General features: G+C 62.6%; 20 protein-coding genes. 18 read left to right on the top strand and 2 right to left on the bottom strand.

All coding sequences use genetic code 11. The features are described 5' to 3' along the window. Window positions 1-122 precede the first annotated feature (122 nt). From C1878_RS07180 to C1878_RS07170, 3 genes are all read left to right on the top strand, one after another. The gene (locus C1878_RS07180; RefSeq protein ID WP_114600930.1) at window positions 123-1,646 is read left to right on the top strand and encodes a lipopolysaccharide biosynthesis protein; all 1,524 of its coding nucleotides are present in this window, start codon (window positions 123-125) and stop codon (window positions 1,644-1,646) included. Between the two features lies 1 nt (window position 1,647). Further along, the gene (locus tag C1878_RS07175; RefSeq protein WP_114600929.1) at window positions 1,648-2,721 is read left to right on the top strand and encodes a sugar-transfer associated ATP-grasp domain-containing protein; all 1,074 of its coding nucleotides are present in this window, start codon (window positions 1,648-1,650) and stop codon (window positions 2,719-2,721) included. Window positions 2,722-2,804: 83 nt separating this feature from the next. After that, a complete protein-coding gene (locus C1878_RS07170) occupies window positions 2,805-4,217 on the top strand; it encodes a hypothetical protein (protein ID WP_114600928.1) in 1,413 nt (470 codons plus the stop codon). Between the two features lie 354 nt (window positions 4,218-4,571). Here the strand turns inward: C1878_RS07170 and C1878_RS07165 are convergent, their stop codons facing one another. Beyond that, window positions 4,572-5,450 carry a LysR family transcriptional regulator gene (locus C1878_RS07165; RefSeq protein WP_114600927.1) on the bottom strand — a complete coding sequence of 293 codons (879 nt, stop codon included), beginning with the start codon at window positions 5,448-5,450 and terminating at the stop codon, window positions 4,572-4,574. 281 nt (window positions 5,451-5,731) lie between these two features. Here C1878_RS07165 and C1878_RS07160 point away from each other — a divergent pair, with 281 nt between their 5' ends. The 10 genes from C1878_RS07160 to C1878_RS07115 all read left to right on the top strand — a co-directional run bounded on the left by C1878_RS07160 (window position 5,732) and on the right by C1878_RS07115 (window position 17,373). Further along, entirely contained in the window at window positions 5,732-6,757 is a 1,026-nt protein-coding gene (locus C1878_RS07160; RefSeq protein ID WP_241963647.1) for a DMT family transporter, read from the top strand. Window positions 6,758-6,916: 159 nt separating this feature from the next. Further along, the gene (locus C1878_RS07155) at window positions 6,917-7,318 is read left to right on the top strand and encodes a phasin family protein (protein ID WP_114600926.1); all 402 of its coding nucleotides are present in this window, start codon (window positions 6,917-6,919) and stop codon (window positions 7,316-7,318) included. Window positions 7,319-7,359: 41 nt separating this feature from the next. Then, complete coding sequence (locus C1878_RS07150; protein WP_114601014.1) at window positions 7,360-9,012, top strand: AarF/ABC1/UbiB kinase family protein; 1,653 nt, start codon at window positions 7,360-7,362, stop codon at window positions 9,010-9,012. A 279-nt stretch (window positions 9,013-9,291) separates the two neighbouring features. Further along, window positions 9,292-10,695: a helix-turn-helix domain-containing protein gene (locus C1878_RS07145; protein ID WP_114600925.1), complete on the top strand. Its 1,404-nt coding sequence runs from the start codon at window positions 9,292-9,294 to the stop codon at window positions 10,693-10,695. Window positions 10,696-11,146: 451 nt separating this feature from the next. Further along, on the top strand, window positions 11,147-13,564 hold the full coding sequence (locus C1878_RS07140) for a molybdopterin-dependent oxidoreductase (protein WP_158539754.1): 2,418 nt from the start codon (window positions 11,147-11,149) through the stop codon (window positions 13,562-13,564). A 2-nt stretch (window positions 13,565-13,566) separates the two neighbouring features. Continuing rightward, the gene (locus C1878_RS07135) at window positions 13,567-14,094 is read left to right on the top strand and encodes a 4Fe-4S dicluster domain-containing protein (protein WP_114600923.1); all 528 of its coding nucleotides are present in this window, start codon (window positions 13,567-13,569) and stop codon (window positions 14,092-14,094) included. Between the two features lie 75 nt (window positions 14,095-14,169). After that, the gene (gene nrfD / locus C1878_RS07130) at window positions 14,170-15,153 is read left to right on the top strand and encodes an NrfD/PsrC family molybdoenzyme membrane anchor subunit (protein ID WP_114600922.1); all 984 of its coding nucleotides are present in this window, start codon (window positions 14,170-14,172) and stop codon (window positions 15,151-15,153) included. Window positions 15,154-15,185: 32 nt separating this feature from the next. Continuing rightward, window positions 15,186-15,812, top strand: a complete 627-nt coding sequence (locus C1878_RS07125; protein ID WP_114600921.1) for a molecular chaperone — start codon at window positions 15,186-15,188, stop codon at window positions 15,810-15,812. A 165-nt stretch (window positions 15,813-15,977) separates the two neighbouring features. Continuing rightward, the gene (locus C1878_RS07120) at window positions 15,978-16,424 is read left to right on the top strand and encodes a GntR family transcriptional regulator (protein ID WP_369833600.1); all 447 of its coding nucleotides are present in this window, start codon (window positions 15,978-15,980) and stop codon (window positions 16,422-16,424) included. A gap of 25 nt (window positions 16,425-16,449) precedes the next feature. Then, on the top strand, window positions 16,450-17,373 hold the full coding sequence (locus tag C1878_RS07115) for a slipin family protein (protein WP_114600920.1): 924 nt from the start codon (window positions 16,450-16,452) through the stop codon (window positions 17,371-17,373). Window positions 17,374-17,485: 112 nt separating this feature from the next. Here the strand turns inward: C1878_RS07115 and C1878_RS07110 are convergent, their stop codons facing one another. Next, window positions 17,486-19,066, bottom strand: a complete 1,581-nt coding sequence (locus C1878_RS07110; RefSeq protein ID WP_114600919.1) for a DEAD/DEAH box helicase — start codon at window positions 19,064-19,066, stop codon at window positions 17,486-17,488. A 661-nt stretch (window positions 19,067-19,727) separates the two neighbouring features. Between C1878_RS07110 and C1878_RS07105 the strand changes: the two genes are divergently transcribed. The 5 genes from C1878_RS07105 (at window position 19,728) to C1878_RS07085 (ending at window position 25,806) form a co-directional block, all read left to right on the top strand. Further along, a complete protein-coding gene (locus C1878_RS07105; RefSeq protein ID WP_114600918.1) occupies window positions 19,728-20,336 on the top strand; it encodes a hypothetical protein in 609 nt (202 codons plus the stop codon). Window positions 20,337-20,579: 243 nt separating this feature from the next. Continuing rightward, window positions 20,580-23,366 (top strand): molybdopterin-dependent oxidoreductase, encoded by a 2,787-nt coding sequence (locus C1878_RS07100; protein ID WP_147272919.1) that lies wholly within the window; start codon window positions 20,580-20,582, stop codon window positions 23,364-23,366. Next, window positions 23,356-23,988, top strand: a complete 633-nt coding sequence (locus C1878_RS07095) for a 4Fe-4S dicluster domain-containing protein (RefSeq protein ID WP_114600916.1) — start codon at window positions 23,356-23,358, stop codon at window positions 23,986-23,988. The genes C1878_RS07100 and C1878_RS07095 overlap by 11 nt, the downstream gene beginning before the upstream one ends. Continuing rightward, window positions 23,988-24,809, top strand: a complete 822-nt coding sequence (locus tag C1878_RS07090; RefSeq protein ID WP_114600915.1) for a DmsC/YnfH family molybdoenzyme membrane anchor subunit — start codon at window positions 23,988-23,990, stop codon at window positions 24,807-24,809. The genes C1878_RS07095 and C1878_RS07090 overlap by 1 nt, the downstream gene beginning before the upstream one ends. Before the next feature lie 301 nt (window positions 24,810-25,110). Then, on the top strand, window positions 25,111-25,806 hold the full coding sequence (locus tag C1878_RS07085; RefSeq protein WP_114600914.1) for a molecular chaperone: 696 nt from the start codon (window positions 25,111-25,113) through the stop codon (window positions 25,804-25,806). Window positions 25,807-25,815: the final 9 nt, after the last annotated feature.

Raw genomic sequence — 25,815 nt, 5'->3', positions numbered from 1 at the left:
CGCAATTTTTCATGCGGGCTTTTCTTGGGGTTTTGGGCAGTGGCTCTTTTTAGCCTCTTTGGTAGAGGTGGGGACGATTGCCTTTTTCGTAGCAGGTGCACCAGTTACGGTGATGTGGCCTGATGGCGGTTTCCCAGTACAAACTCGGTGCGCTTTTATCCTATACAACCATGGGATTCAATGCGCTCGCCGGCTTACTGTATACTCCTTGGATGGTCTCGTGTATAGGCGCGACTGACTACGGACTCTATACGCTCGCTCTTTCCGTCGTTAACATGTTCCTGCTTGATTTTGGGTTAAGCCAAGCAGTAACGAGGTTTTTGGCACGGTATTACGCACGTGAAGATAAGCGGTCGGTTCCGATGTTTCTTGGCGTTGTGTACAAGTTGTACTTTATTCTCACCATTGTTATTGCTGCCGTGTTTGCTGCTATTTATCTTAATGCTGATTTACTGTATGCCAATCTATCACAGGGAGAATTGGATACTTTCAAGAATCTGTTCGCTGTCGCGGCGCTGTATAGTTGCTTTCTCATGCCCTGTATGCCGTTCGAGGGGATACTCGTGGCACGCGAGCGTTTTATTGCATTGAATATTTGCACACTTGTTTATCGCGTGCTTTTGGTTGCGGGCATCGTAGTTGCTCTGTTGAGTGGAATGGGCGTATTCGCACTTGTTGTTGTAAACGCTTGCATGGGCGTATTGTATGCTGCAGCAAAATATATCATCATTAAAAAATGCACAGGAGATCGGGCGGATATTCTTTCATGGAATGGGGATATCGCACGCGAGATGCTGGGGTTTTCCGTTTGGCAAGCGATCGCCCAATCAACGGAGCAGGTATCTTCAGTGATCATGCCATCCATTCTTGCAATTACTTCTGGTTCTGTTGCGGTCGCCATGTTCGGACTGGCATCGATGATTAACGGATATGTATATGAGATATCCAATGTGCTAAGGAAAATGCTGTATTCGTCAATAGCGCGGATACTTCAAGAGAGCGATGCGCGAGTCAAGCTGCAGAACCAATCGATTCAGGTTGGTAAGCTCCAGCTGGCGCTCACAGGGTTTTTCCTCGTAGGGTTTATAGCGGTAGGCGATCGTTTCGTTTCGTGTTGGATGGGGCCAGGATACCCAACACTTTCCCTTTGTTGCATTTTGATTATAGCCGCTAATGTATTCCGGATGCCTCAGTGTGTGGGCGATAACGCGCTCACGCTTGAAGGCTATGTCAAGCAAAAAGCATTCTTAGGTATCTTTCAAATGACGCTAGTTGTTATTTTTGGTGCCATGTTTTCTTGGAAATTTGGACTTGTCGGGGGCTGCGTCGCTGTATTTTTAGCGGGATTCTTACGTGCGGTTGGGCTCCAGTATCTCATCAACCGTTATTTGGGCATTGATGCCCGAATGTTTCTCGCGGGCACGTTTGTTCCATGGCTTTTACCAGCCATCATTTCAGGCGCAGGAGGATTGGCTATTTCTCACATAGTGCCTTTATCGGGTTGGAGCGGGTTTATTGTGTGCGGGCTTGGAACCTTTCTGCTCTATGCCTTGCTGAGCCTTGCCTTCTCGTGGAAAGGAAACGATCGAGTCAGGATTCTGAGGCAATTGGGCTTGATGCCCAAACGACCAGTTGGAAGGGAGTGAGATGGAAGTAACGCCATTGATGAAGCACGCTATTGCCGAGGCGAAACGAAGGCATGGGTATCGTGTTTCCCAAAAGATGGTGCGTGCACTCATAAATGGGCATCAGGCACCGGATCTCATTTATAGCGAAAAGCGCGAGATTGATCGTGTGTGGCGTGCGCGCTTTCCTAGGGCAACATATAGCTGGCATCGATGGTATCGACAAGTCTCAGGATGTTTCGACGCAAAGTACATTCCTAACGACGTATTTCAGTATGATATTTTACCCCACTTAAACGATTTGGAGTTCGCTGAAGCATGGGCGGATAAATCGTGTTATCCAAGGTTTCTTCCGAACATAAAGCAACCTGATTTTTTAGGTTGCTGCATCCACGGAACCTTGCTCGGGGGGGGGGGGTATCACCGTGAGACTTACGACTCCTTGGCTAGATCGCTCGCCGAACGTGGAGGATTCTTTATAGTAAAGCCAAGCGTGGGAACTTGTAGCGGTGCTGGTGTGCGCCTTATGAATTCGGAATCTTCAACTCCCGAAATCCTCTCGAAAGAACTCAAGAAGTTAGGAAGCAATTGGGTGGCACAAGGTCTCGTTTCCCAGCATCCTCTTTTGGCGAAACTCAACGCTTCGTCGTGCAACATCGTGCGGTTGAACACTCTTCGTGTTGGGGGAGGGATCGAAGTGTTGAACTCGACAGTTCGCTTTGGAATCCCAGGTAGTTTGACTGATGTAAGCCATGACGGGAATCGAGAGTTGTTTTTTGTTATTGGTGTAAGTCCAGAGGGTGTATTGTCGGAAATCGTGTATGACAATTACGGCAATCGGTCTGCAAGTGAGGACCATGGGATAGCATCAGGATCGGTGCTCCCAGGTTATCGAGATATGGTTGCCCTTGCTTGCGATGCTCACAAGGAATTGCATCGTTTTGATCTGGTCGGATTTGACATTGCAATCGACGGGTCGTCAACGCCTATCTTGATCGAATATAACCTAACTGCGCCCGGTATTAGTTATTACCAGTATGTGCACGGACCTTTCTTTGGAGACTATTTTGAAGACGTTCTTTCCCGTTTCGTTTAGCCTGCGGCCCGTTGAGTGCGCAGTATTGCTGACGAAAGAAGACTGGCGCAGGGTCGTCAATATTTCCAGAAAGAAATTGGCTCATGGATAAATCCGGATTGGAGAAGATGAAAAAAACTTCGATTCTCGAGCAGAAGAATATCCTTTCGGATAAGGTTCACCTTTTTGCGTATCTCGCTGTGTACAAGTGCGTTCTTTCTGCGTGCTACGAGTTCGTTCTGGTTCCCCTTTACGGATATCGTGGGTATTTCGTCGAGTGGAATGCGCTCGACACCCTTCTTTCTTGGGGCCTTCTTATGCTTTTGGTGGCGCTTGCGCCCTATGATAAAAAGCGCCCCTCGTTCTACCTCTATCTCGTGTCGGTTCTTCTTTTTTATCTGCCCGTAAATACATATGCGCCGATGACCTCGCACAACATGACATATTGCATCTTGGTCACAATATGCCTTGTACTTGTAGGGGTTATCGTGATGCTCAAGTCGGGACAGCTGACTATCCGCGTGCGCAATCCTCGCTTCGTCTTCGACATCTTTCTCGTTGCGGCGATTCTCGTCACGGTGTATGTTCTCATTAAAACCGGCGGCGTGAGGATATCGCTATTTGATTTATTTAACAGTGAAGCTGTATACGACGTCCGAAGCGAATCTTTGGGGCTTTCTGGAGTCGAATCGTATATATTCGCATGGGTTGGAGATGCGATTCTGCCGTTTCTTACTGTGTACTACTTCATGAAAAAGAGCTATTTCAAAGTTGCAGCGGCTGTTTTTCTAATGGTGGTGCAGTTCATGATAACTTCTTTGAAATCTTACGTATTTTTTCTTGGGTTTATCTTGCTCGCCTGTATCGCCATGCGTTCAAAGGCGGGCTTCGTCAAGATGTTCATAGGCGCGCTCTGCGCGATGCAGTTCATTTCCTTCCTACTTTACGAGGTGTTCGACGTAAACTTAGTCGGATTAACGCTGGATCGACTGATTTTCGAGGGGGCGAAGAACCAGCATTGGTACTACGACTTCTTTCAGTCTGCTGATTTTCTGTATTGGTCTAACGGGTTCATTGGGAAAATCCTCGGTTTTCCATACGCGTATTCTGTTCCTATAGAACAAGTAGTCTCTTATCATATGTCTGGGGTGGGCTACGGAGCCAATTCCAACATGTTTTCTGACGCTTATGCGCAATTAGGGCTATGGGGGATGTTTCTTTACTCGGCTGTCTATGCTCTTATCCTCCTTCTTGTGGATGCAACGAGTGCGCGGCTGCCCGTTCCCGTTCCCGTCATGGTCTTTATGCCTATGGCATCCATCTTGCTCGACAACTCCCTGCTCACGACAATTTTGACCTGTGGTCTGTTTTGGATTCCCCTTATGCTTGCGATATGGAACGGGGGTTCTTCTTTGCAGGATGCTGATTATGCCCAGAAGGTGCAGGGTGTTCTAACTGGAAATGAGAGACAAATGCATGCACACGGACACACTGCGCATGCTCCCGAAGTGCGGTGAAGCGAACTAGCTGTAGTTAGGAAGGGATTTTCAAAACAGGGAGTCCGTTATGGCCTGATATTTATCTAATCGCGTGATTTGGAAACGTGAAAGGGCTAAACGTTTGGCTCAAGCCCGAAACAATAAAATAGCTCCAGGGCGCAAAGCAGTGAGTTCGTGAGCGTTGGTATTGGCCAATACAACCAAAACCCTTTCGGCCAACCTGCTATGGGAGCCGGTCCAGTTCCAAATGAATTGCGGGAATTCAAGGTTATTCGACGCCGCATGCGCCATTATTAGAGATCTTTCATCGCAGTTTTTGCCACAAGTGATGGACTATGCTTCGGTTTTTAGGCTATTTGCCAAGGTCAACTTCTACGCTTCTCCCTTCACCCATCCCTCCGCCACCTCCACGAACGCCCTCGCGGCGGCGCTGGCGGTCTCCTCCGAGCGCATGCAGAGGGCGATCTCGCGGTCGGTGGGGACCTCGGGCGGCAGGCTCGCCAGGGGGAAGGGGGCGTTGCCCAGGATGAGGGCGGGCAGCACGCTGAAGCCCAGGCCCGCGCTCACCAACGACATGACGGCGTAGTCGCTGTCTATGGTGAAGCGCGCCCGCGGCTCCACGCCGTTTCGTCGGAAGAGCTCGTCCATCTCGGAGTGCACGCCGCTCTCCAGCTTCACGTAGGGCTCGCCCGCCAGCGCCGAGGCGGGGAAGCGCTCCTCTCCCGCCAGCGGGTGGTCGGGGGCGACCACCACCAGCAGCGGGTCGCGGGCGAGCGGTACCGCGTGCAGGGCCCGCTTTACGGGCAGCACGGCGAAGCCGACGTCCGCCTCGCCGTCCCACACCATCTCCTCCAGGCGGTCCTGGTCGTCCATGCAGACGATGTCCAGGTCCACGGCCGGGTGGAGCCGCTCGAACTCCCTGGCCATGCCGGGCAGCCACTGAATGGCCGTGCTGGTGAACGCCGCCACGCGCACCGACCCTCCCTCCAGGTGCCTGAGCTCGGCGGCGCGCGCAGCGAGCCGGCGGTCGGCGCTGCACGCCTCCTGCACCCACGGCAGCAGGTCCGCGCCGTCGGCGGTGGGGTGCGCGCCGCCGTAGTCGCGCACGAGCAGCGGCATTCCCAGCTCCTTCTCCAGCGCGCCCACCAGGTAGCTCACGCCCGCCTGGGTGTAGCCCAGTTCGCGCGCTGCCTCCTTGAAGCTGCCGGTCTCGGCCACTTTCACGAACGCCTCGTACTTCTGGTTCGCCATGCGGCCTCCCTCCTGCGCCGTTCGCCGCCCGTCCCTTCCGTTCGCTTCAGTATGGGATTTCCCAACTGCGTTAACAAGTAAATCTTTCATTTCTTTAAAGAAACTCTCGTTTTACTTTCAATTGCATGAGCACTACCATGCAGATACACCAGAACAACGGTTTAGGGCACCCCGCAGGGCCGGGGCGGCCGCGTTGCGCTGAAAAGGCGGCCGGCGTCGGCGTTCCCGTTGCGGGAGCGCCGGCCGGCTGGTAAGGCGAATCGCTCGAGAGGAGGCGGGACATGGCCCGGCTTATGGACATGCGGGGAATATGCGTTGCCAGCGTCGTGCTGCAGACCGTCATCTTCGGATCGGGCAGCGCCTTCACGAAACTCGCCTACGACAGCATCTCGCCCATGTGGGCGCTCGCCGTCCGCTTCGGGCTGGCGAGCGCGGTGTTCGCGGTGCTGTTCGGGCCCCGTATCGTGCGCGGCCTCAAGGGCGCGCGCCTCGCGGACTGGCTGCCGGCGGCGCTGTGCATGGCGGTGTCCTACATCTCCTGCAACGTGGCGCTCGACCTGACCACGGCCACGAACGTGGGCTTTCTCATGGCGCTGCCCGTGGTGTTCACGCCCATCCTCGCGGCTTTCGTGACGCGCCGCCGCTACCGGTTGGCGCACCTGCCGTTCCAGGTGGCCGTGGTGGGAGGGCTCTACCTGCTGTGCTCGAGCGGCGGATCGTTCACGTTCGGCTGGGGCGAGTTCTGCGGGCTGCTCACGGCCGTCTCGCTGGCCGGCGCGCTCGTGTTCGGAGAGCGGGGGCTGGCACGCCTGGACGTGGTCACGGTGTCGGGCACGCAGATATTCGTCACGTTCGCCGCGTCGCTCGCGGGCGCGCTGCTGTTCGACAAGCCGTTCGACGCAGGTGCGGTGCAGCCCTTGGCCTGGGGCGTCGTGGTGTTCCTCGCCTTGGCCAGCACGTGTTTGACGTTCGCCTTGCAGAACATGGCGCTGACGCGCCTGCCGTCGTCCACCGTGTCCATGCTGCTCACCGGCGAGCCCATCTTCACGGCGCTGTTCTCGTGGGGCGTCCTCGGCGAGACGCTGTCCGCGATGGGGCTCGTGGGCGCGGCGATCATCATCGTGTGCGTGGTGGGGGAGACGTGGATCGACTCTCGCGCGACCTCTCCGTCCGGGAAGGCGGCGGCGAAGGGATCGGCGCTCGCGGCGGATTCGGTTTCGGCGCTCGCCGATGCGACGACGTCCGCCTCGGTCGCGGTGCCGCAGCTCGGCGTTTCCCAGCCGCAGGCTGCATACGAGAGGTTGTAGGGCGCTCACCGGTGCTCTCCGCGGCGCTTTCCCGTTCTTCCCATTTTCCGACGACTTCCCACCTCGCATTGCCCTTTTCGGCGAATTGGTGCATCATGGTTCTACGAGCCCTGCGGCGCTGCGGCGCGGGGGCTGAATCGCGCGAATAAGGAGGCTCTCATGGCAACCATAGGCGACGGATTCAAGGACATCTTCCTGGCGGGCATCGGCGCGATGGCCATCACCGCCGAGAAATCGAAGGAGCTGGTGGACCAGCTCATCTCCAAGGGCGAGCTCACGGTCGACCAGGGCAAGCAGATCAACACCGAGCTGAAGCACAAGGCCGAAGACGTGGCGCAAACGGTGCGTTACGATGCCCTCGAGGCGCGCATGGCCGCCATGACGCCCGAGGAGCGCGCGGCGTTCGCCGCCAAGGCCGCCGAGTTCGCCGCCAAGGCGGACGCGAAGGCCGCCTCTGCGGCGGAAGTGGGGGACGCGTCGCCCGTCGAGGCGGAGCCGACGCCGGCCGAGCAGCCCGCCGAAAGCGAGCCCTCCGCCGCGCCTCAGACGCCCGGCGCCTAGCCTCGCCCGCATCCTCGTGAAAAGAGCGGTCTCCCATGGCCATGGCCGATAACACGCTGCTCAAATACTTCTTCAGCTCCGGCGCGGAGATCGACCCCGAAGGGCGGTTCAACCTCAGCCGCAAGACGCGCACGCGCCGGCTGCGGGAAATATACTCCATCCTGCAGCGGCACCACTTCCTGCGCGGCTTCTCGCCGGAATCGTTCCGCGCCATGCTGGAGGATCTGGGCCCCAGCTTTGTGAAGATCGGCCAAACGCTGTCCACACGCTCTGAGATCCTGCCGAAAGCCTACTGCGACGAGCTGGCGAAGCTGCAGATGGAATGCGACCCGCTTCCCTTCGACCAGATGCTGGCCGCCCTCGACGACATCTACGGAGAGCGCCAGGGAGACATCTTCGACGCCATCGACCCCACTCCGCTCGGCAGCGCCTCGCTCGCGCAGGTGCACAAGGCCCGTTTGACGAGCGGGGACGTGGTGGCCGTGAAGATACAGCGCCCCGGCGTGAAGGCCACCATGGCGCTGGACATCGACATCATGCGCATGGTGGCCCGCCAGGCGTCGCGCTTCATGAAGGACGAGCAGATGCTCGACCTGCGCGACGTGGTGGAGGAGCTGTGGGCCACGTTCCTGGAGGAGACGGACTTCGCCCGCGAGGCCGCGAACCTCGAGGAATTCGCGCGGTTGAACAAGGACGTTGCGTTCATCGACTGCCCGCGCGTGCATCCGGAGCTGTGCGGCGAGTACGTGCTGGTCATGGAGTACATCGACGGCATCCCCATCTTGGCGACCGACCGGCTGCGCGCCGCCGGCTACGACCTGGAGGAGATCGGCGAGAAGATCCTCGACAACTACGCCACGCAGATACTCGACCACGGGTTCTTCCATGCCGATCCGCACCCCGGAAACCTGCTCATCCGCAACGGGAAGGTCGTCTACATCGACTTAGGGATCATGGGCCGCCTGTCTCCGCGCGACCGCGCCGGCTTCGGCAACATCATCCAGGCCGTGGGCATGCAGAGCGCCACCGAGCTCAAGGACGCGCTGCTTGCCTTCGCCATCGCGAAGGACAACGCGGCCATCGACCACACGCGCTTCCTGGCCGACCTCGACCTGCTGCTGGACGATTACGGGTCGTGCGACGTGGGCGACATCGACATCGGGCAGTTCCTGAACGACATCCTCATGCTCACGCGGACGTGCAAGGTCACGCTGCCGCCGTCCATCACCAGCGTGTCGCGCGGCCTGGTGACGCTGGAGGGCACCATTCTGCCGTTCATTCCGAACGAGAACGTGGTGTCCATCATCAACGCGCACATCCAGCGCACGAAGAACCAGGGCGACGAGCTGGTGAGCGCCATGGAGGATCTGGCGCTGGCGCTGCGCTCGTCGGCGCACGGCACGCTGGACGCCGCCCAGTACTCCGGCGAGGCGCTCAAGATGCTCACGCGCGGGCAGCTGAAGGTGAACACCGAGGTGCTGGGCTCCGAGGCGCCGCTCTCGCACCTGGGCAAGATCGTGAACCGTCTGACCATCGGCATCATCATCGCAGGGTTGTTCGTGGGCTCGAGCCTGCTGGCGAACTCGACCATGGAGCCGCGTCTGCTGGGAGTGCCGGTGCTGTCGTTCTTCGGGTACCTGGGCGCCGCCATCCTGTCCATATGGGTGGTCGTGGACATCGCGCGCAGGAAGTGAGCCGGTGCTCCATGCCGCATGGTGCGGTTTCTTGGGCCGCCGCCCACGGCACGCTCCTAGAACGCTCGTGTTCTCAAAGCATGTAAACGTTGCTCGAACCGAGGCCTTTTCTTTAGTCATGGGGCAACTTTCGAAATTGTTTACAAACCGTTTCCCCAGTTCAAAGCTCCCGCAACCAATAATTGCGGAAAATTCCAACTGGAATTGGTCGCGTGTCGATTCCCGCAACCGTACCCTTTTGAGTACGCTATGATGAACGAAACGAGAAAGGCTCGGACCATGAACGTCGAGATCGCCCAGCGCCTGTCGGCGCGCCGCAAGCAGTCGGGATTGTCGCAGGAAGCGTTGGCTGAGAAGCTGGGCGTGTCGCGCCAAGCCGTGTCGAAGTGGGAACGGTCGGAGTCCTCGCCCGACACCGACAACCTCATCGCCCTCGCGCAACTCTACGGCGTGTCGCTCGACGAGCTGCTGTATGTGGACGACGAGATGCGCGACGACGTGGCGTTCGAGGCCGTCGACCGCGCAGCCGAGCGCGCGGCGGCTGCAGGCGCTCAGGTGCCCGGCGCGGCGGTCGGCGGTGCGGCTTCCGGGGCTCAGGTGCCCGGCGCGGCCGCCGCTGCATCGGCGGAGGCCGCCTCGCAGCCCGCAAACGTCGATCCCGGCCCCGAAGATCCTGCGCGCGATGTCGCGGGCGAGGGGCCTTCGGACGCGTCTTCCGCCGCACCCGGCGGCACCGGCGGCAAAGACTCGAAGGTGCGCATCGGCTTGGGCGGCATCCACGTGCTCGACGGCGACGATTACGTGCACGTGTCGTGGCGCGACGGCGTGCACGTGAAGGACGGCAAGAAGGGCGACGAGGTGCACGTCGGCTGGGACGGCATCCACGTCAAGGAGGCCGCCGGATCGCGCAGCGGGGACTGGCGCGCCGCCGCCGACGCATGGTGCAACGAGGACGACCCGAGGGAACGCGACCATAGCGCCGCCCGCGCCTGGTACGGCAAAGACGGGGCGGGCGGAAGCGCTCGCCAAGACTCCCAAAAAGACGACGACAGCCGGTGCACGCTCGAAGACGACGACGGCAACGAGGTGGTCATCGACGGCGAAGGCGTGGTGATAAACGGCGAGCACTTCGACAGCTGGCACGACGCGCACGACCGCTACGGGCACGGCCACATCCACGAGGACCGCTGGTACGAGCCCTGCGGCTACACGGTGAACGGCGAGCGCTTCGACACGCTCGACGACGCGAAGGCGAAGTACGGGCCGGAGGTGGGGCGCACCATCCCCGTGCGCAAGCACTACCTGCGCACGTTCGAGAAGTCGTGGGCGCGGTTTCCGTACCCGCTCGTCGTGATTCTGGCGTACCTGCTGCTGGGCATCTTCAACGGAGCGTGGGGCATGGGGTTGTTCCTGTTCTTCACCATTCCCGTGTACTACATGATCGGCCACGCCATCGGCCGCCGCCGTCTTGCGCCGCTCATCGAGGGCGCGTATCCGATCGGCGTCACCGCATGGTTCTGCTACATGGCGTTCGTGCTGAACCAGTGGCACCCCGCCTGGGTGGCCTTCCTCACCATCCCGCTGGTCGAGTGGCTCGTGCACAGCCTGTCGCGCTGGTGGCGCGCCCGCAAGCGCGAGAAGGAGGCGGCGAAGACGGCCCCCATCGACGTGGAGGCGCAGTAAGCGCCAGCTAGCCGAATAGACGAACCGTTTCAGTCGAGCCGCGAAGCTGCGGCTCGACTTTTTTCTGCATAAAAGGGTACGCGGCGAGAGTATGCCTACATAGAAATTATTCTTGAAATAGAGTAAACAAACACCTTAAAAAAACCAAAAACCTATGATACTATGACAATAGTTCAATCAGACAACTAGGAGAGCTCGGGGGAGGGCTCGAGGGAGTTGGTCTTATGAGGGTGAGCTACTAGTCCGCATCGGTCGCATCCGATCGTCCAATCCATTCGACAACGCGTCATGCACACAGGCCTCAGGGCCCGGCGGAGCCGTGCGCGGTTTTGCCGGAAGCGTCGCGTTTCTTGGAAGTCGGACCGAATGCGAACCGATGCGGCATCGAAGCAAGCTGTCCGCACGGAGGGAGTTGCGGGCGAACCAGCCAGACGAAGACAGGAGGAAGGGCATGACACAGGAAGGGAAGCTGACGAGGCGCGCGTTCCTGCAGGGAACGGCCGCTCTGGGCGCGATGGCCGCGCTTACGGGCTGTGCGAGCCAGGAGACGCTCAAACCGAGCCCCGCCGGCGAGGCCGGCGTCGCCTCGGGCGAGGTGGAAGTCCGCCACGCTTGGTGCCAGATGTGCGGTCCCGCCCGTACGCATTGCTCGACGCTGTGCTACATCAAGGACGGGCGTTGGACGAACGTCGAGGGCAACCCCGAAGCGGGCAACAACTGGGGCCGCGGCAGCCGCAGCCTCTGCGCGAAGGGCAACGCGGCCATGGCCGTGCTCTACGCGCCCGGTCGCATTCTGTATCCCATGAAGCGCACGGGCGAGAAGGGCGAGGGCAAGTTCGAGCGCTGCACGTGGGACGAGGCCATGGACGCCATCGCCGCGAAGCTGCTCGAGCAGAAGGAGCAGTACGGCGCCAAGTCCTACGGCGTGCTCTCGCCGCAGTTCTACGCGGTGCTCGGCACGATGGGCCGCCGTTTCCTGAACGTGCACGGCAGCCCGAACTACATGCACAGCGCCATCTGCAACTCGCAGCGCATGTTCTCGCGCTTGGTGACCATCGGCGGGCCGAAGCACGCGCAGGCAACCGACACGGCCCCCGGCCAGTTGGGCAAGACGAAGCTTCTGGTGGTGTGGGGCTATAACAGCGAGAACTCCGCCGTCAACCAAGGCAACCCGTACGCTCGCCTCAACGCCATCGAGAAGGGCCTCAAGGTTATCGACATCCGTCCCATGCAGGACGGGCTGGCCGCGAAGGCCGACATCTGGGTGCCTGTGCGCCCCGGCACGGACGGCGCGCTGGCCATGGCCTTCCTGAACGTCATCATCGGGGAGGACCTGTACGACCACGACTTCGTCGAGAACTGGTGCAGCGGCTTCGACCAGCTGGCCGAGCACATCAAGCAGTACACGCCCGAGTGGGCTTCCCCCATCACGGGCATTCCGGTGGAGCAGATCTACGAGGTTGCCCGCACGATGGGCACCGTGAAGCCCATGGGCATCAACATCGGCAACGGCATCGGCGACCAGCAGAACGACGGCCACTGGACCGTGGCCTGCGCCTGCCTCATCGAGGCCATCACCGGCAACCTGGGCATCGCGGGCGGCGGCGGCGCGGCCATGGTCTCGCCCCCGTCGCTCATCAAGACGAAGGGCGTCGACGAGCTCACCGAGAAGCTCCCCATGAGCAAGGAAGACGAGGAGAAGGGCTACATGGCCGGCGTGTCCGACCTCGTGGGCCCCGAGACGCCGCGTTGGTTCCAGACCATGGACACGCAGGAGTCCGGCCCCACCACGGCCTATTACAAGGGCATCATGAGCATCCTCACCGAGGAGCCCTATCCGCTGCGCTGCATATTCGGCCAGTCGTCGAACCCGCTTTCCGCCACGCGCCAGCCCAAGAAGGTCGAGGAGGCGCTGAAGAAGCTGGACTTCTACGTGGTCATGGACACGCAGTGGAACTCGTCGTGCGATTTCGCCGACTACGTGCTGCCCGCCTGCACGAACTACGAGACCGACCAGCAGTTCGGCACGAAGAACAGTACCGACGGAACGTTCATCGCCATCAACCAGAAGATCGCGGAGCCCATGGGCGAGTCGCGTTCCGACTGGGAGTACTACCTCGACCTGGCCGTGCGCATGGGCTACGGCGAGGACTTCTGGAACGGCGACATGGACGCCTGCCTGCGCGAGCAGCTGGACGGCTCCGGCATCGACCTGGAGGAGCTGCGCGCCGCCAACAAGGGCATCTTCGTGGAGCGCACCGACGGCGCGAAGGCCACCGAGCCGAAGTACCAGGACTACGAGAAGATGTTCGCCAGCCTGCCGAACGGCAAGGTGCAGTGCTACAACGAATGGATCGGCAACAAGCCGAACTGCGACGACACCGGCATGATATCCCCGCTGCCCGTGTACAACGGACCGGCCGAGAGCATCGCGGGCACGCCCGACATCGCTCAAGAGTACCCGCTGGTCATTTCCGACGTGCATGCGTACCGCCTGTGCAACCACAGCTACTACGTGGACGTTCCCTACCTGCGCGAGCTGCAACCGTACCCCTGGGTGAAGATCAACCCCGCAACGGCGAAGCAGTACGACATCGCCGACGGCGACTGGGTGAAGATCGAGTCGAAGCACGGCTGGGTGAAGATGGTGGCGCGCTACCTGGAGAGCATCGCGCCCGACGTGCTCATGTCGCGTCGCGGCTGGTGGCAGCCCTGCGAGGAACTCGACCTGCCCGGTTACGAGCATCTGGACGGCGGCAGCGAGATCAACGTGCTGTACGACGCCGAGCCGGAGAACTTCGACCCGTTCAACTCGGCCATGTCGAAGCAGACGCTCGTGAAGATCAGCAAGCTGGAGGAGGGTAACTAGCCATGGCGAAACAATACGGCTTCTATATGGACACCGAGCGCTGCATCAAGTGCTGGGCGTGCGAGGTGGCCTGCAAGCAGTGGAACGGCATCGAGGCGGGAACCATCGCCCGGCGCAAGGTCCACGAGGTTGAAAGCGGAACGTTCCCGAACGTCACGCGGAAGTTCGTGTCGATGTCCTGCATGCACTGCGGCGACCCCGCCTGCGCGAAGGTGTGCCCGGCGGGCGCCATCTCGAAGCGCGGCGAGGACGGCATCGTGGTGGTGGACAAGGAGAAGTGCATCGGCTGCCGCTACTGCTTCTTCGCCTGCCCGTTCGGCGTGCCCCAGTACACCGAGACCGGCATGGACAAGTGCGACTGCTGCATCGGCAACGGCGTGACGCCGGGCGACATGCCGCACTGCGTGGCCACGTGTCCCACGCAGGCCCTGCAGTACGGGGAGATGGGCGAGCTGGCCGACAAGGTGGCCGGCAAAAAGGCGAGGCAGATGGCCGACAGCGCGACGAAGCCCTCGGTCGTCGTGTCGTGACAACTCGACGTCGGGGGCCCGGGGCCGCGAGGCCCGGGTCGCTCCCGGCTGACATGACGGAAAGGAGGAACACTCATGGTTGAGTTGCAGACGACCTGGAGTTGGCTGCCGGCGATATACTTGTTCCTCGGCGGTTTGGGCGCGGGCGCGTTTCTGACGGTGTCCATCTTGCGCCTGGCGAAGCCGGGACGGTTCAAGAAAACCGTGACGGGCGGCGTGTGGACGGCGGTTGCCGCTTTGGCCATCGGCCTAATAGCGCTGGTGTCCGAGGTGGCGAAGCCCTTCCAGGCCATGATACTGTTCAAGAGCTTCGTGAACGGCTCGTCGTGGATGACGGTGGGAGCGTGGCTTCTGTTCGCCACGATCATCGTGTTCGCGTTGAGCGCGCTGTTCACCACCGACAAGATAGCCGACTGGCTGGGATCGGTCGTGAAACCGCTCGGTCGGGCGCGCGACGGCATCAACAAGGCGCTCGCCATCATCGGCATTCCGTGCGCGCTCGCTGTGGCGGCGTACACGGGCGTGCTGTTGAGCGCGGCGCCGGCCATCCCGCTGTGGGGCTCGTGGCTGTTGCCGGTTCTGTTCACCGTGTCGGCGCTCGACACGGGCGTGGCGGCGGTGGCCATCTTCGCCACGGTGGTGGAGAAGGACGAAGGCGTGCACGGGGTGCGCACGGCCCTTGAAACGGCGGTGGTGTGCCTGGTGGTTTTGGAGGCTGTCGTGCTGGCGGCGTTCGTGCTGACCATGCAAGGCGCGGGCGCAAACGAGGCGCTGTCGGTGGGGCTGCTTACGGACGGCGTGCTGAGCGTTCAGTTCTGGCTGCTCGTGGTTGTCGTGGGGCTGGGCGTTCCGCTTGCGGCTGCCCTGGTTCAGATCGTGGTGTCGCGGCGGAAAGGCGGCGGCAAGATTGCGCCCGCCGTGCCGGTGGGAGGCGCCACCTGCGCTCTCGTCGGCGGGTTCACGCTGCGTTTCCTGGTGCTGTCGGCCGGCTTGCATGCCGCGCTCATCAGCCCGGCGGCGCTGCAGGCGGCCCAGAACGTGGTTATGCTGATATCGTAGAGGACAGGACACGTACGTAGAGGGAGGCGGATATGGAAGCGCATGTCGATCGCGCGAGTTGCGAGGCGAGGGAGGCCACGTACTCGTTTCTGTCACACATGTTCCTTGAAGAGGTGACGGAGGAGTTCCTGGCGCGTTTGGCCGAGCAGCCTCCGCAGCTCGAGGGAGAGCTGGGCCGGTTCGTGGCCGAGCTTCCGTCCGCCGACCTCGCCTCCGTGCGAACGGAGGCGGCGGCCGAGTTCGCGGCGCTGCTGCTGAACATGTCCGCCGACCCGGTGTTTCCCTATGAGTCGGTGTACACGAGCGCCGAGCGCCTGCTCATGCAGAAGGCCCGCGACGAGGTGCTCGCGGCCTACCGCAGCGCGGGGTTCGAGCGGAGCGGGGATTTGAACGTTCCCGAAGACCACGTGGCCATCGAGCTCGAGTTCATGGCGCGGCTCTGCCGCAGGGAACTCGACGCGGCATCGGTGGGCGACGAAGCCGCCGCCGCTGCCGCGCGCGAGGAGCAGCGCGCGTTCGTTCGCGACCATCTGCTCGCATGGGTCCCGCAGCTTTGCGACGATTTGGAGAAGCGCGCGAAGCTGGGCCTGTACCGCGGGCTCGCCGAAACCACGCGGCGATTCCTGGCTTTCGAGCGAGAGGAGCTCGACCTCGCCTAGCCATCGCACCTTTGCGAGCTCCCCAAGGGTCGGCGTTCGCCGACCCGGCGGGACGTCCGGTTCGCAGGCTCCGCCCGGTCGGCCAACCCTCCCTCCAGGTCGGCCGCGCGGAGCCTCGATGTCGTTGACGACCTGCGTGGCAAGCGGGACGAGGAATGCTATCATGTGACGAAACAGCTTGGCGAACGAAGGTGGGGACTTCTCAGAGTGAGCGCCGCCAATCAAACCGTGCAGATCACCATCGACAGCGACAGCGGCATACCGCTGTGGCTTCAATTGCGCAATCGTTTGATATACCTGATAGCGTCTGGAAAATTCCAGGTTGGCGACAAGCTGCCCACCGTGCGCGAACTGGCCGTTGATCTGGGCGTGAACTACAACACGGTGAGCAAGGTGTACCAGGACATCGAGCGGGACGGCTACATCGTGTCGAAGCGCGGCAAGGGCACGTTCGTGGCCGAGCGGGGCCCCGTCGAGGCGGAGGCGGCGAAGTCCGAGGTCGAGTTCCTCGCGGACGAGTTCATCCGCCAGTGCCGGGAGCTGGGCGTGCCCCGCCAGGACATCGCCGACTTGGTGAAGGGTCGGCTGTCCGCAGCGGGCGAAGCGGAGTGAACGACGATCGATCGGAGGGGCGACGATGGGATTGTTCAAGCGTAATGGAGCCGGAAGCGAAGTGCAGGGCGAACGGAAGATCGCCAAAACGGAGCTCGAAGCCAACGACGCTTCCCGTGGGGGCGTGTACCTGTTCTTCCTCGCCGTGTTCGCGGTGGGATTCCTGGTGCCGTTCCTGTTGACGCTTGCGTTCGCGTCGCCGCTGACCGTCGCCGCCTCCGTCGCGGTGGGCTTCTTGGCCGCCACGTCGGTGCGCATCGCGCCGCATTGGGAGCGCGTGGCCATTCTGCGTCTCGGCAAGTTCAACCGCATCGCCGGGCCGGGGCTGTACTGCTGCATTCCGTTCGTCGAGTACGCGGCCATCCACGTGGACCAGCGCATCACCACCGCCTCGTTCTCCGCCGAGGCGGCGCTCACGGCCGACCTCGTGCCGGTGGACGTGGACGCCATCCTGTTCTGGATGGTGTGGGACGCCGAGAAGGCGTGCCTGGAGGTGGAGAACTACCCCAAGGCCGTGCTGCGCTCGGCCCAGACGGCCATGCGCGACGTGATAGGCCAGCTGAACCTGGCCGATATATCCACGCGCCGCAAGCAGATCGATCGCGACCTGGAGGAGATGCTGGGCAAGAAGTGCGAGCAGTGGGGCGTGACGGTGATCTCGGTGGAGATCCGCGACATCATGATCCCGCAAGAGCTGCAGGACGCGCTGTCGAAGGAGGCCCAGGCCGAGCGCGAGCGCAACGCCCGCATCATCCTGGCCGAGGTGGAGAAGGATATCTCCGAGATGTTCGTGGAGGCGGCCGAGGTGTACGACCGCAACCCCCGCGCCATGAAGCTGCGCGCCATGAACCTTGCCTACGAGGGGGCCAAGGACTCGAAGGGCGTTTTGCTGGCCCCGAGCTCCCTGGCTGACGGCTTCAACGTGGGCAAGCTGGATCTGGGGGAGTGAGGGATATCCGGAACATCGGTCAACCCGGTTCGTCTTTATAGAACCTAAAAGAGCCGCATCATACGATGCGGCTCTTTTGGAATGGTCAGCTTGGAAATACTAGACTGCCCCCTTAGCGGCTCTCCACCTCGACGCTCTCGTTCTTGGTGAAGCGGCTGTAGTCGTAGCCGCCGTCGCCCTTTTTGGAGCGCTGCTTCTTCGCCGGCTTGCCGCCTTCGCGGTACGGCTTGTCGAAGCTCTTCTCGTTGCGGGCGCTCGCCGGCTTGCCGGAGCGCTTGCCCGCACCCGTGCGGTCGTAGCCGTTGCCGGCGCGCTTGGCACCGTCGTGCTCGAAGCGCTTGCCGCCCTTGGCGTCGCTGCGGCCTGTGGCGCCCGCGGCCTCGCCCGAACGCTTGGCGCCGCCCTTGCCCTCGAAGCTCTTGCCGTACGAAGGCTTGCCGCCGGAGCGGTCCTCGGTCTTGCGGTAGCCGCCTTTGCCGTAGGACTTGCCAGCGGGACGCTTGCCGTACGGCTTCGAGCCGGCGCCTTTCGCGCCGCCCTTCTTCGGCTTCAGCACGGCGATGTCAAGCTGGTAGGTCTCGAGTTCCATGAAGGGGATGTCCTTGCCGATGAGGCGCTCGATGTCCTTGAGGGTGCGGCTGGTCTCGCGGGTGACGAACGAGATGGCGTAGCCCTTCTCGCCCGCGCGGCCCGTGCGGCCGATGCGGTGCACGTAGTCCTCGGGCATGTCGGGCAGATCGAAGTTGATGACGTGGTCCACGTCGGGCACGTCGATGCCGCGCGCCAGCACGTCGGTGGCCACGAGGATGGACGTCTTGCCGCGGCGGAAGTTCTCCAGCGCGCGACGACGGGCACCCTGCGACTTGTCGGAGTGGATGGACTCGGCGCGGAAGCCGGCGTCGCACAGCGCCTCGGCGCAGTCCTCGGTGCGGTTCTTCGTGCGGGCGAACACGATGATGCGCTCGGAGCCCTTCTCGCGCAGCACGGCCTGCAAAAGCTCCGGCTTGTCGTAGTTCCTGATGGGCATCATGAACTGCTCGACCGTCTTGGCCGTCTCGCCGTTGCGGGCGACCTCCACGATGGCCGGGTCCTTCAGCAGCGTGCCCAGGTTCTTCTCGATGGAGCGGTCGATGGTGGCCGAGAACAGCAGCGTCTGGCGGCACTCCGGCGTGGCGTTCACGATGGTGGTGACGTCGGGCAGGAAGCCCATGTCCAGCATGCGGTCGGCCTCGTCCAGCACGAGCGCCTGGATGCTGCGCAGGTCCACCACGCCGCGCTTCATGAGGTCCATCAGGCGGCCGGGGGTGGCGATGAGCACGTCGGTGCCGCCGCGCAGCTCTTTGATCTGCGGGCCGTAGGGCGTGCCGCCGAACACCGTGGTGGTGAAGTGGCCGGTCTTGCGCGAGATCTGCATGCACGTGCGGGCGATCTGCTGGGCGAGCTCGCGGGTGGGGCTCACCACCAGCACGCGCGGCGCGCGGTTGCGGCCCTTCACGCGGGGAAGCGTGCTCAGGATGGGCAGCAGGAACGCGGCCGTCTTGCCGGTGCCGGTGCTGGCGGCGGCGATGAGGTCGCGGCCTTCCAGAACCAGCGGGATGGCCTGCTCTTGGACGGGGGTGGGGTTCTCGTAGCCAAGACGCTCCACAGCCGCGAGGGCGTCTTTGGACAGGCCGAGGTCGGCGAATTTCGTCATAGGGGTATTCCGTTTCTCTTCGGCGGACGGCCGCCCATGCGGCCCGCATTCCGCTTTCGCACCCGCTCCTGCGGCGTGCATTGCGCTTGACTCGAGCTGCTTTCTGCTATCCGTGAGCGTCATCAGCGTGCGCAAAGAGAATACAGGAAAGAATTTCGCGTGAAGCAGTTGTTCAGTATGGGGGTTCGGGGGCCGCGCGCCGTCCAGAACCTCGCGAAACGCCCCGCTTGTGCGCGAAACTCCACAACTGGCGGAGAGCTGCACGTGCGGCGCGCCGCTGTCGTATTCGGCTCGCGCTGTGCGGGAGGCTGCGTTGCCGCCGCGCGAAGCGTTCCAGCGCGGAAGCATGCGGAAGAGGGCGGCCGGCGCGGGATCCCGTCTCGGTTTTCCATGATTGGACACTTAGATTAAATAGCAAATTGAGAATAACTTCCACCAGCGAAAACAAGGTGACTAGTCCTTTTTGAATGCCTGAGAATCACCACATCGGGCCGCACGAAACGTCCCTTTAGGGCCATGCGCGCACCCCCGGCCGCTCCCTATACTCGCAGCGAGGGTTGAAGGAGGACGAGGCGGGGAGCGGGTAGGGACGTCGCTTGCGAACATGCGGCGCGTCGCTGCGCACCGACCCCCGTACGACGAGAAACGAAGGGGGCCCATCGTGGCGAACGAATTGATCGAGCACAACCCGCTGCTCAAGAAACCGTTGCTCACCATATTGTCTTTGGCCGAACGGCGTGCAGGCGAGAGCCGCTCGTCTCTGGAGCAAACCGCGCTCGGATCGTGGGACGACGCGTACCGTCAAAGCCCGTCCGCCTGTGTCGACATCCTTCTGCGCGGCGGGGCGCTGGGCGAGCAGGTGCTCGTCGACGGAGAACCCTACGACGGCACCATCGAAGACATGCAGTTCGACGACAGCGTGTCGGAAGACGCCGTCGCCGAAGAGCGCCTCTCCGTCACCGACGTGGGCCATGAGCTGCTCGAGGCGTACGCGCCCGGCAGGACGCTCCGCGCGCTGATTGCCGACAGGCCCCTTTACCGCGACGTGTTCGCAGCCATCCTCGACGCTTGCGACGCCGAACAGGGCGCGACGCGCGAAGAGCTCGAGCGCATCGTCGGCGACATGCCCCAAGCCCAGCCCAATCCCGTCACGAAGCGGGCCGCCGTGTACCCCCAGTACTTCATCGACGCGCTCGAGTCGGCGGGCGGCATCGCCTGGCAGGGGACGTGGCGCACGACCGACGCGGGCAAGGCCCACGCCGCCGCCTAACCTATCCGTCCCGGGCCTCCACCCCCTCCCTCCCCAGGCCCGGGAACATCCTCCGCCCAGGGGTGCCCGTCTTTGCATGGCGGCGCCCCGGGTGCGGTCGGAGGGGGCGCGCGACAGGGGGCCGAAACGCGCGTCGGACATGCAGTCGGCCTCGAAACCTTGTCGGATCCAGCCGTAGGGGACGCCCGCAGGCTCCGAAAAGCACGATCAGCAACAAACACGGACGAGAAGGGAAGGAACGTTTTGGCTACTACAGATATCAGCAGACGCGGCTTCGTGAAGCTCGGCGCCTTCGCTGCTGCCGCCGCCGCGATGAGCGGTTCGGTGGGGTCGAACTTGGTGCACGTCGAACCCGCCGTCGCGGCCGAGTCGAGCGAGACGCAGAAGGTCAGGACCATCTGCCGCGCCTGCCTCAACAACTGCGGCATGATCGCCCACGTGCGCGACGGCAAAGTCGTCAAGCTCGAAGGCGATCCGGACGATCCCATGAACAAGGGCGCTGCCTGCGTGAAGGGCCTCGCCGGCATCCAGGCACTCTACAACCCCAACCGCATCAAGTACCCCATGAAGCGCGTGGGGGAGCGCGGCTCCAACGAATGGGAGCGCATCTCCTGGGAGCAGGCCATCAACGAGATCGCCGACGTGATGTGGGAGTACTACCAGAAGGAAGGCCCGAAGAGCCTTGTGTGCTCCACGGGAGGCGGCGGAAACCCGCAGTTCTTCAGCCCGGCGCGCTTCCTTTCCGTATGGGGCGGCGGCAACTTCTTCGAGCCCGGCTGCGCGCAGTGCTACCTGCCGCGCAACCACATGGAGTTCTGCCTGAACGGCACGGCCGACACGTCGCTGGCCGACGGCCCGGTGACCGAGGTGTACCTGCCCGGCATCTTGCCCGACTCCTTGTGCACGCCCACGAAAACCTACGTCATGTGGGGCGTGGGACCCAGCTACCACGGCATCGGCTCCACGGGCCGTGTGGTCACCGACCTGCGCAACAACGGCATGAAAACGGTGGTCATCGACCCGCGCCTCACGCCCGACGCCGCGCGCGCCGACGTGTGGCTGGCCATCCGCCCCGGCACCGACGTGGCGCTCATGCTGGCCTGGATGAACTACATCATCGAGAACGAGCTGTGGGACAAGGACTTCTGCCGCGAGTGGACGAACCTGCCTTTCCTGGTGAACGAGGCCACCGGCCTCACCTACCGTGCGAGCGATCTGGGCCTGGGTGCCGACGACGAGTACGTGGTGTGGGACAAAGCAACCAACGGCGCGAAGGCCATGCCCTATCCCTTCGACCCCGCCCTCGACCCCCAGATGTTCGGCACCTACGAGCTGCCGAACGGCGAGAAGGCCCGCACCGCGTTCCAAATTATGAAGGACCACGTGGCCGAATGGACGCTGGATAAGGCGGCCGACATCTGCTGGCTCAACGCCGACGACATTGAAAAGGCCATCAACATCTATGTGGAGGGCTGCCCGAACGCCGGCATCTCTCTGGGCGTGGCGACCGACCAGGCGCGCAACTCCGCGCAGGCCGCGCAGGGCGACGCCATCCTGGACATCCTCATGGGCTGCATCCGCCAGCCGGGGTCCATCGTGCAGGACCGCCCCTGCTACGTCGAGCCGTGCAACTACGTGGTGCAGCCGTTCGGCCTGCACCATCCCGACCATCCGCTGCGCATGCCCGAGGAAGAGGCCAACGCGCGCCTCGGTTACACCGAGCACAAGGGTCTCGGCCACTGGCTGGCCAGCCATATCCCCACGGTGCTCAAGGCCATCGAGACCGGCGAGCCCTACCGTCCGCGCATCTGGATCGAGCGCAGCGGCAACAAGCTGGCCATGATCGGCAACGCCACGCGCTTCTACAACGCCATGATGACCACCGATCTGAACGTGCACATGTACATGCATTGGACCACCACGAGCGTCTGCCTGGCCGACTACGTGCTGCCCACCGCCGAATGGCTCGAGACCGCCTACGCGCAGGACCGCCTGAACACCTACGCCATCCGCCGCCCCTGCACGCAGCTCTACGAGTGCGTGGACGAGTGCATGCACTGGTCGTGGCTGGCGGCGGCACTGGCCGAGCGCGGCCATCAACGCGCCATCGACTCCTTCAACCCCGACATCGCGGGCAAGTTCTACGGCACGTACTGGCGCACCTACGAGGAGTACAAGGATTACGTGGGCTATTTCGTGGGCAGCTTCTACTACGATCGCGACGACTGGAACTGGGAGAAGTTCGACGCGCAGGCGCCCAGCGAATACCAGACCATCGAGGAGTACGCGGCGAAGTCGTACAACAGCCACCTGTTCCCCGACGAGGACAACCCGTCCCTTCCCGCGGGCTTCCACACCACGAGCCGCCGCTGCGAGCCGTACTTCGACGGCAACATCCTGCTGGGCAACACGGGCGCGGTCGACGGCACGGGCACCATGGAGCCGGCCAGCGACGTGTATCCGAAGTCCGACAACTACAACCCGCTGCCGTACTACTTGGAACCGTTCGAGTCGCCGCTTACCGACACCGAGTACCCCTACGTGCTCACCCAGGGCCGCCTGCCGTTCTTCCATCACGGCACGCTGCGCAACACGCCCTACACGCGCGAGATGTATCCGTATCCGGAAACGTGGATCAATCCCGAAACGGCCAAGGAGATCGGCATCGAGAACGGCGACTGGCTGTGGTTGGAGTCGCGCCGCGGCAAGACCCAGGGCCGCGCCCGCATCACCAAGAGCGTGGCTCCGAAGGTCATCTACCAGGAGCGTTACTGGAACCCCGAGCTGTTGGACTCGGACGACCCGAACCGCGCGTGGCAGGTCATGAACATCAACCTGCTTACCCAGAACAACGACGAGTGCCCGTTCAACGACGTGTACGGAACCTACACGCTGCGCGGCATCACCATCAAGATAACCAAGGCCGACGGCGCGCCCGAGGGCGTGTGGACCGAGCCCGAGGACTTCACCCCGTGGCTGCCCGAACCGTCTGAGAACACCGGAGGAGGTAATGCCGTCTATGGCGCGTAATTGCTTGGTAATCAACCTCGACCGCTGCATCGGCTGCTATGCCTGTGAAGTGGCGTGCAAGATGGAGAACGATATCGCTTTGGGCGAGCGTTGGAACAAGGTGGTGCAGGTGGAACCGTTCGGCGAATTCCCCGACGTGTCCACCTACTGGCTGCCGACGATGTGCCAGCAGTGCGAGGACTCGCCCTGCACGCACGTGTGCCCCACCGGCGCGTCGTATCGCGACGAGGCCACCGGCATGGTGCTGGTGAACAAGGAGAAGTGCATCGGCTGCAAGTACTGCATGATGGCCTGCCCCTACGGCGTGCGTAGCTGGAACAAAGAGCAGCGCGTGGTGGAGAAGTGCACGCTGTGCAACCACCTGACTGCCGCAGGAGAGAAGCCGGCGTGCGTGAAGAACTGCTGCGGCAAGGCGCGCTTCTACGGCGACTTGGACGACCCGAACTCCGATGTGTCGAAGGAATTGGCGGCGGCGTCGCCCGACGCGATCCACCACCTGCCTGACGCAGGCAACGGGCCGCTTTCCGCCTACATCCTCTCGCCAAGGTTCGGCGAGTGGCGCGCTGACGACCTGACCCAGACCACCAACTTGTACGTGACGACCGAGGGGAGCGTGGACTAATGGAAATCCAATGGGCATTGGTCCTGTTCACCGTTGTCAGCGGGGCCGGCGCATGGCTGTTCGCCTGCTCGATGCTGGGGCATCTGCTCAAGAAGGACGAGGAGCCCAACAGGGCGGAGACCATCGTTTCCTTCGTGCTCGTGGCTGTCGGCGGCTGCATGTCGGTCATGCACCTGAGCCATGTCGACCGCATTCTGGAGGCGCTGAACCATCCCACGTCCGGCATCTTCGTCGAGGCGGCTATGATCGGCGTGCTGTGCGTGATCCTGGCCGTGTACTTCGTGCTGTTGGTGCGCGGCTCGTCCAAGACGGCGCGCACCGTGACGGGCGTGCTGGCGCTGATCGTGGGCGTGGTGTTCACCTACATGTGCGGCTCGTCCTACCTGATGGAGGCCCGCCCCGCATGGCAGACGATCGCCTTGCCGCTCGCGTACTTCGGCACGGCCGCTTCGGCCGGTGCCGGCCTCAACCTGTTCATGAAGGCCGTTCAGAAGCGGGGCGACGCGGCCGTGTCCTTTGCGGGTCTGCTTGCCGTGATCGGCGGCGCCCTGGGAGCCGTGCTGGCCGCCGCCTTCTGCATCGCGGCGGGGTCGTACCTGGCCGAGGCGCAGAACGGCGCCATCGCGTGGGTGGTCGCCCTGTTCGTGGCCGCGGCGGTGGTTGTCGTTTGCGGTGCGGTGGCGATGAAGCGGCCTGGGAACGCGCTTGCCTGGGGCACGATCGCCCTGGTGGCGGGCTTTGTCGCCGCGATAGCGCTGCGCGCGGCCATGTGGCTCGTCGGTTCGCCGTTCATGAACTTCTTCCTGGTGGCGCTGGACTAAGGACATCGCAAGCCCGCGCCTTTTCAACGGCTCGGGCTTGGCAGACCGTCATCCTGAGCGGAGCGACCGCAGGGAGCGCGATAGACCGTCATCCTGAGCGGAGCGACCGCAGGGAGCGCAGTCGAAGGATCCCGTGCGGCGTCAGCAGGAGCTGCTACGGCTGGCGCCGCGCGGGATCCTTCGACTCCCTTCGGTCGCTCAGGATGACAACCAGGAGCATGCCTCCACTCAAGACGACAAGCGAAAACTTCAGTTCGCTCACGACGACAAGCATACAGCCACAATAAAAGGAGACCCCACCATGCTCACCCATACCGAACTGCTCGACTTCTTCAACGAGAGCGCCGACACGTACCGGTTCCTATCCCAAGTGTTCTTCAAGGAGCTGAACGACGAGGCCATCGAGGAGCTGGCGAGCGCCGACTATCCCAGCGATACCGGCAACGCCCATCTCGACCAGGGCTACCGGATGGTGCGGCGTTACTTCGCGTTCTCTGCGACCGACCGGCGCACGCAGCTCGCTTGCGAGTACGCCCGCGTGTTCCTGGCGGCCGGCGTGTTCACGAGGGACCGCCAGACGGCCGTGCCCTACGAGTCGGTGTTCACGGGCGAGGAGCGCATCATGATGGGCGTCGCGCGCGACGACGTGGTGGCGCGCTTCCTCGAGGACGGCTTCCGGGTGAACCCCAACCTGCACGAGCCGGAAGACCACCTGGCCTTCGAGCTGGAATACCTCGTGAACATGAACGAGCGCGCGGGCGCGTTGGCGCGGGCGAAGGACAAGGCCCAGCTGCGCCGCAACGTCGTCCGCCAGTTGGAGTTCATCGAAACGCACCTGCTGAACTGGATCCCCGAGCTGCGCGACGTGGCGCAGGAGTACGCGAAGCTCTCGTTCTACACCGGCATGCTGCTCGTGGCTCAAGGCACCCTCGAGCAGGGGCGCGACCTCTTGCGCGACATCTTGGCGCAGCTCGACGACGTCGGCGCCGCAGCGTAAACGGAGGCC

The organism is Gordonibacter sp. 28C, from assembly GCF_003339845.1.
Lineage (GTDB): Bacteria > Actinomycetota > Coriobacteriia > Coriobacteriales > Eggerthellaceae > Gordonibacter.
The sequence above is the reverse complement of the archived record's forward strand: the minus strand, read 5'-3'. Positions and strand labels throughout refer to the sequence as shown.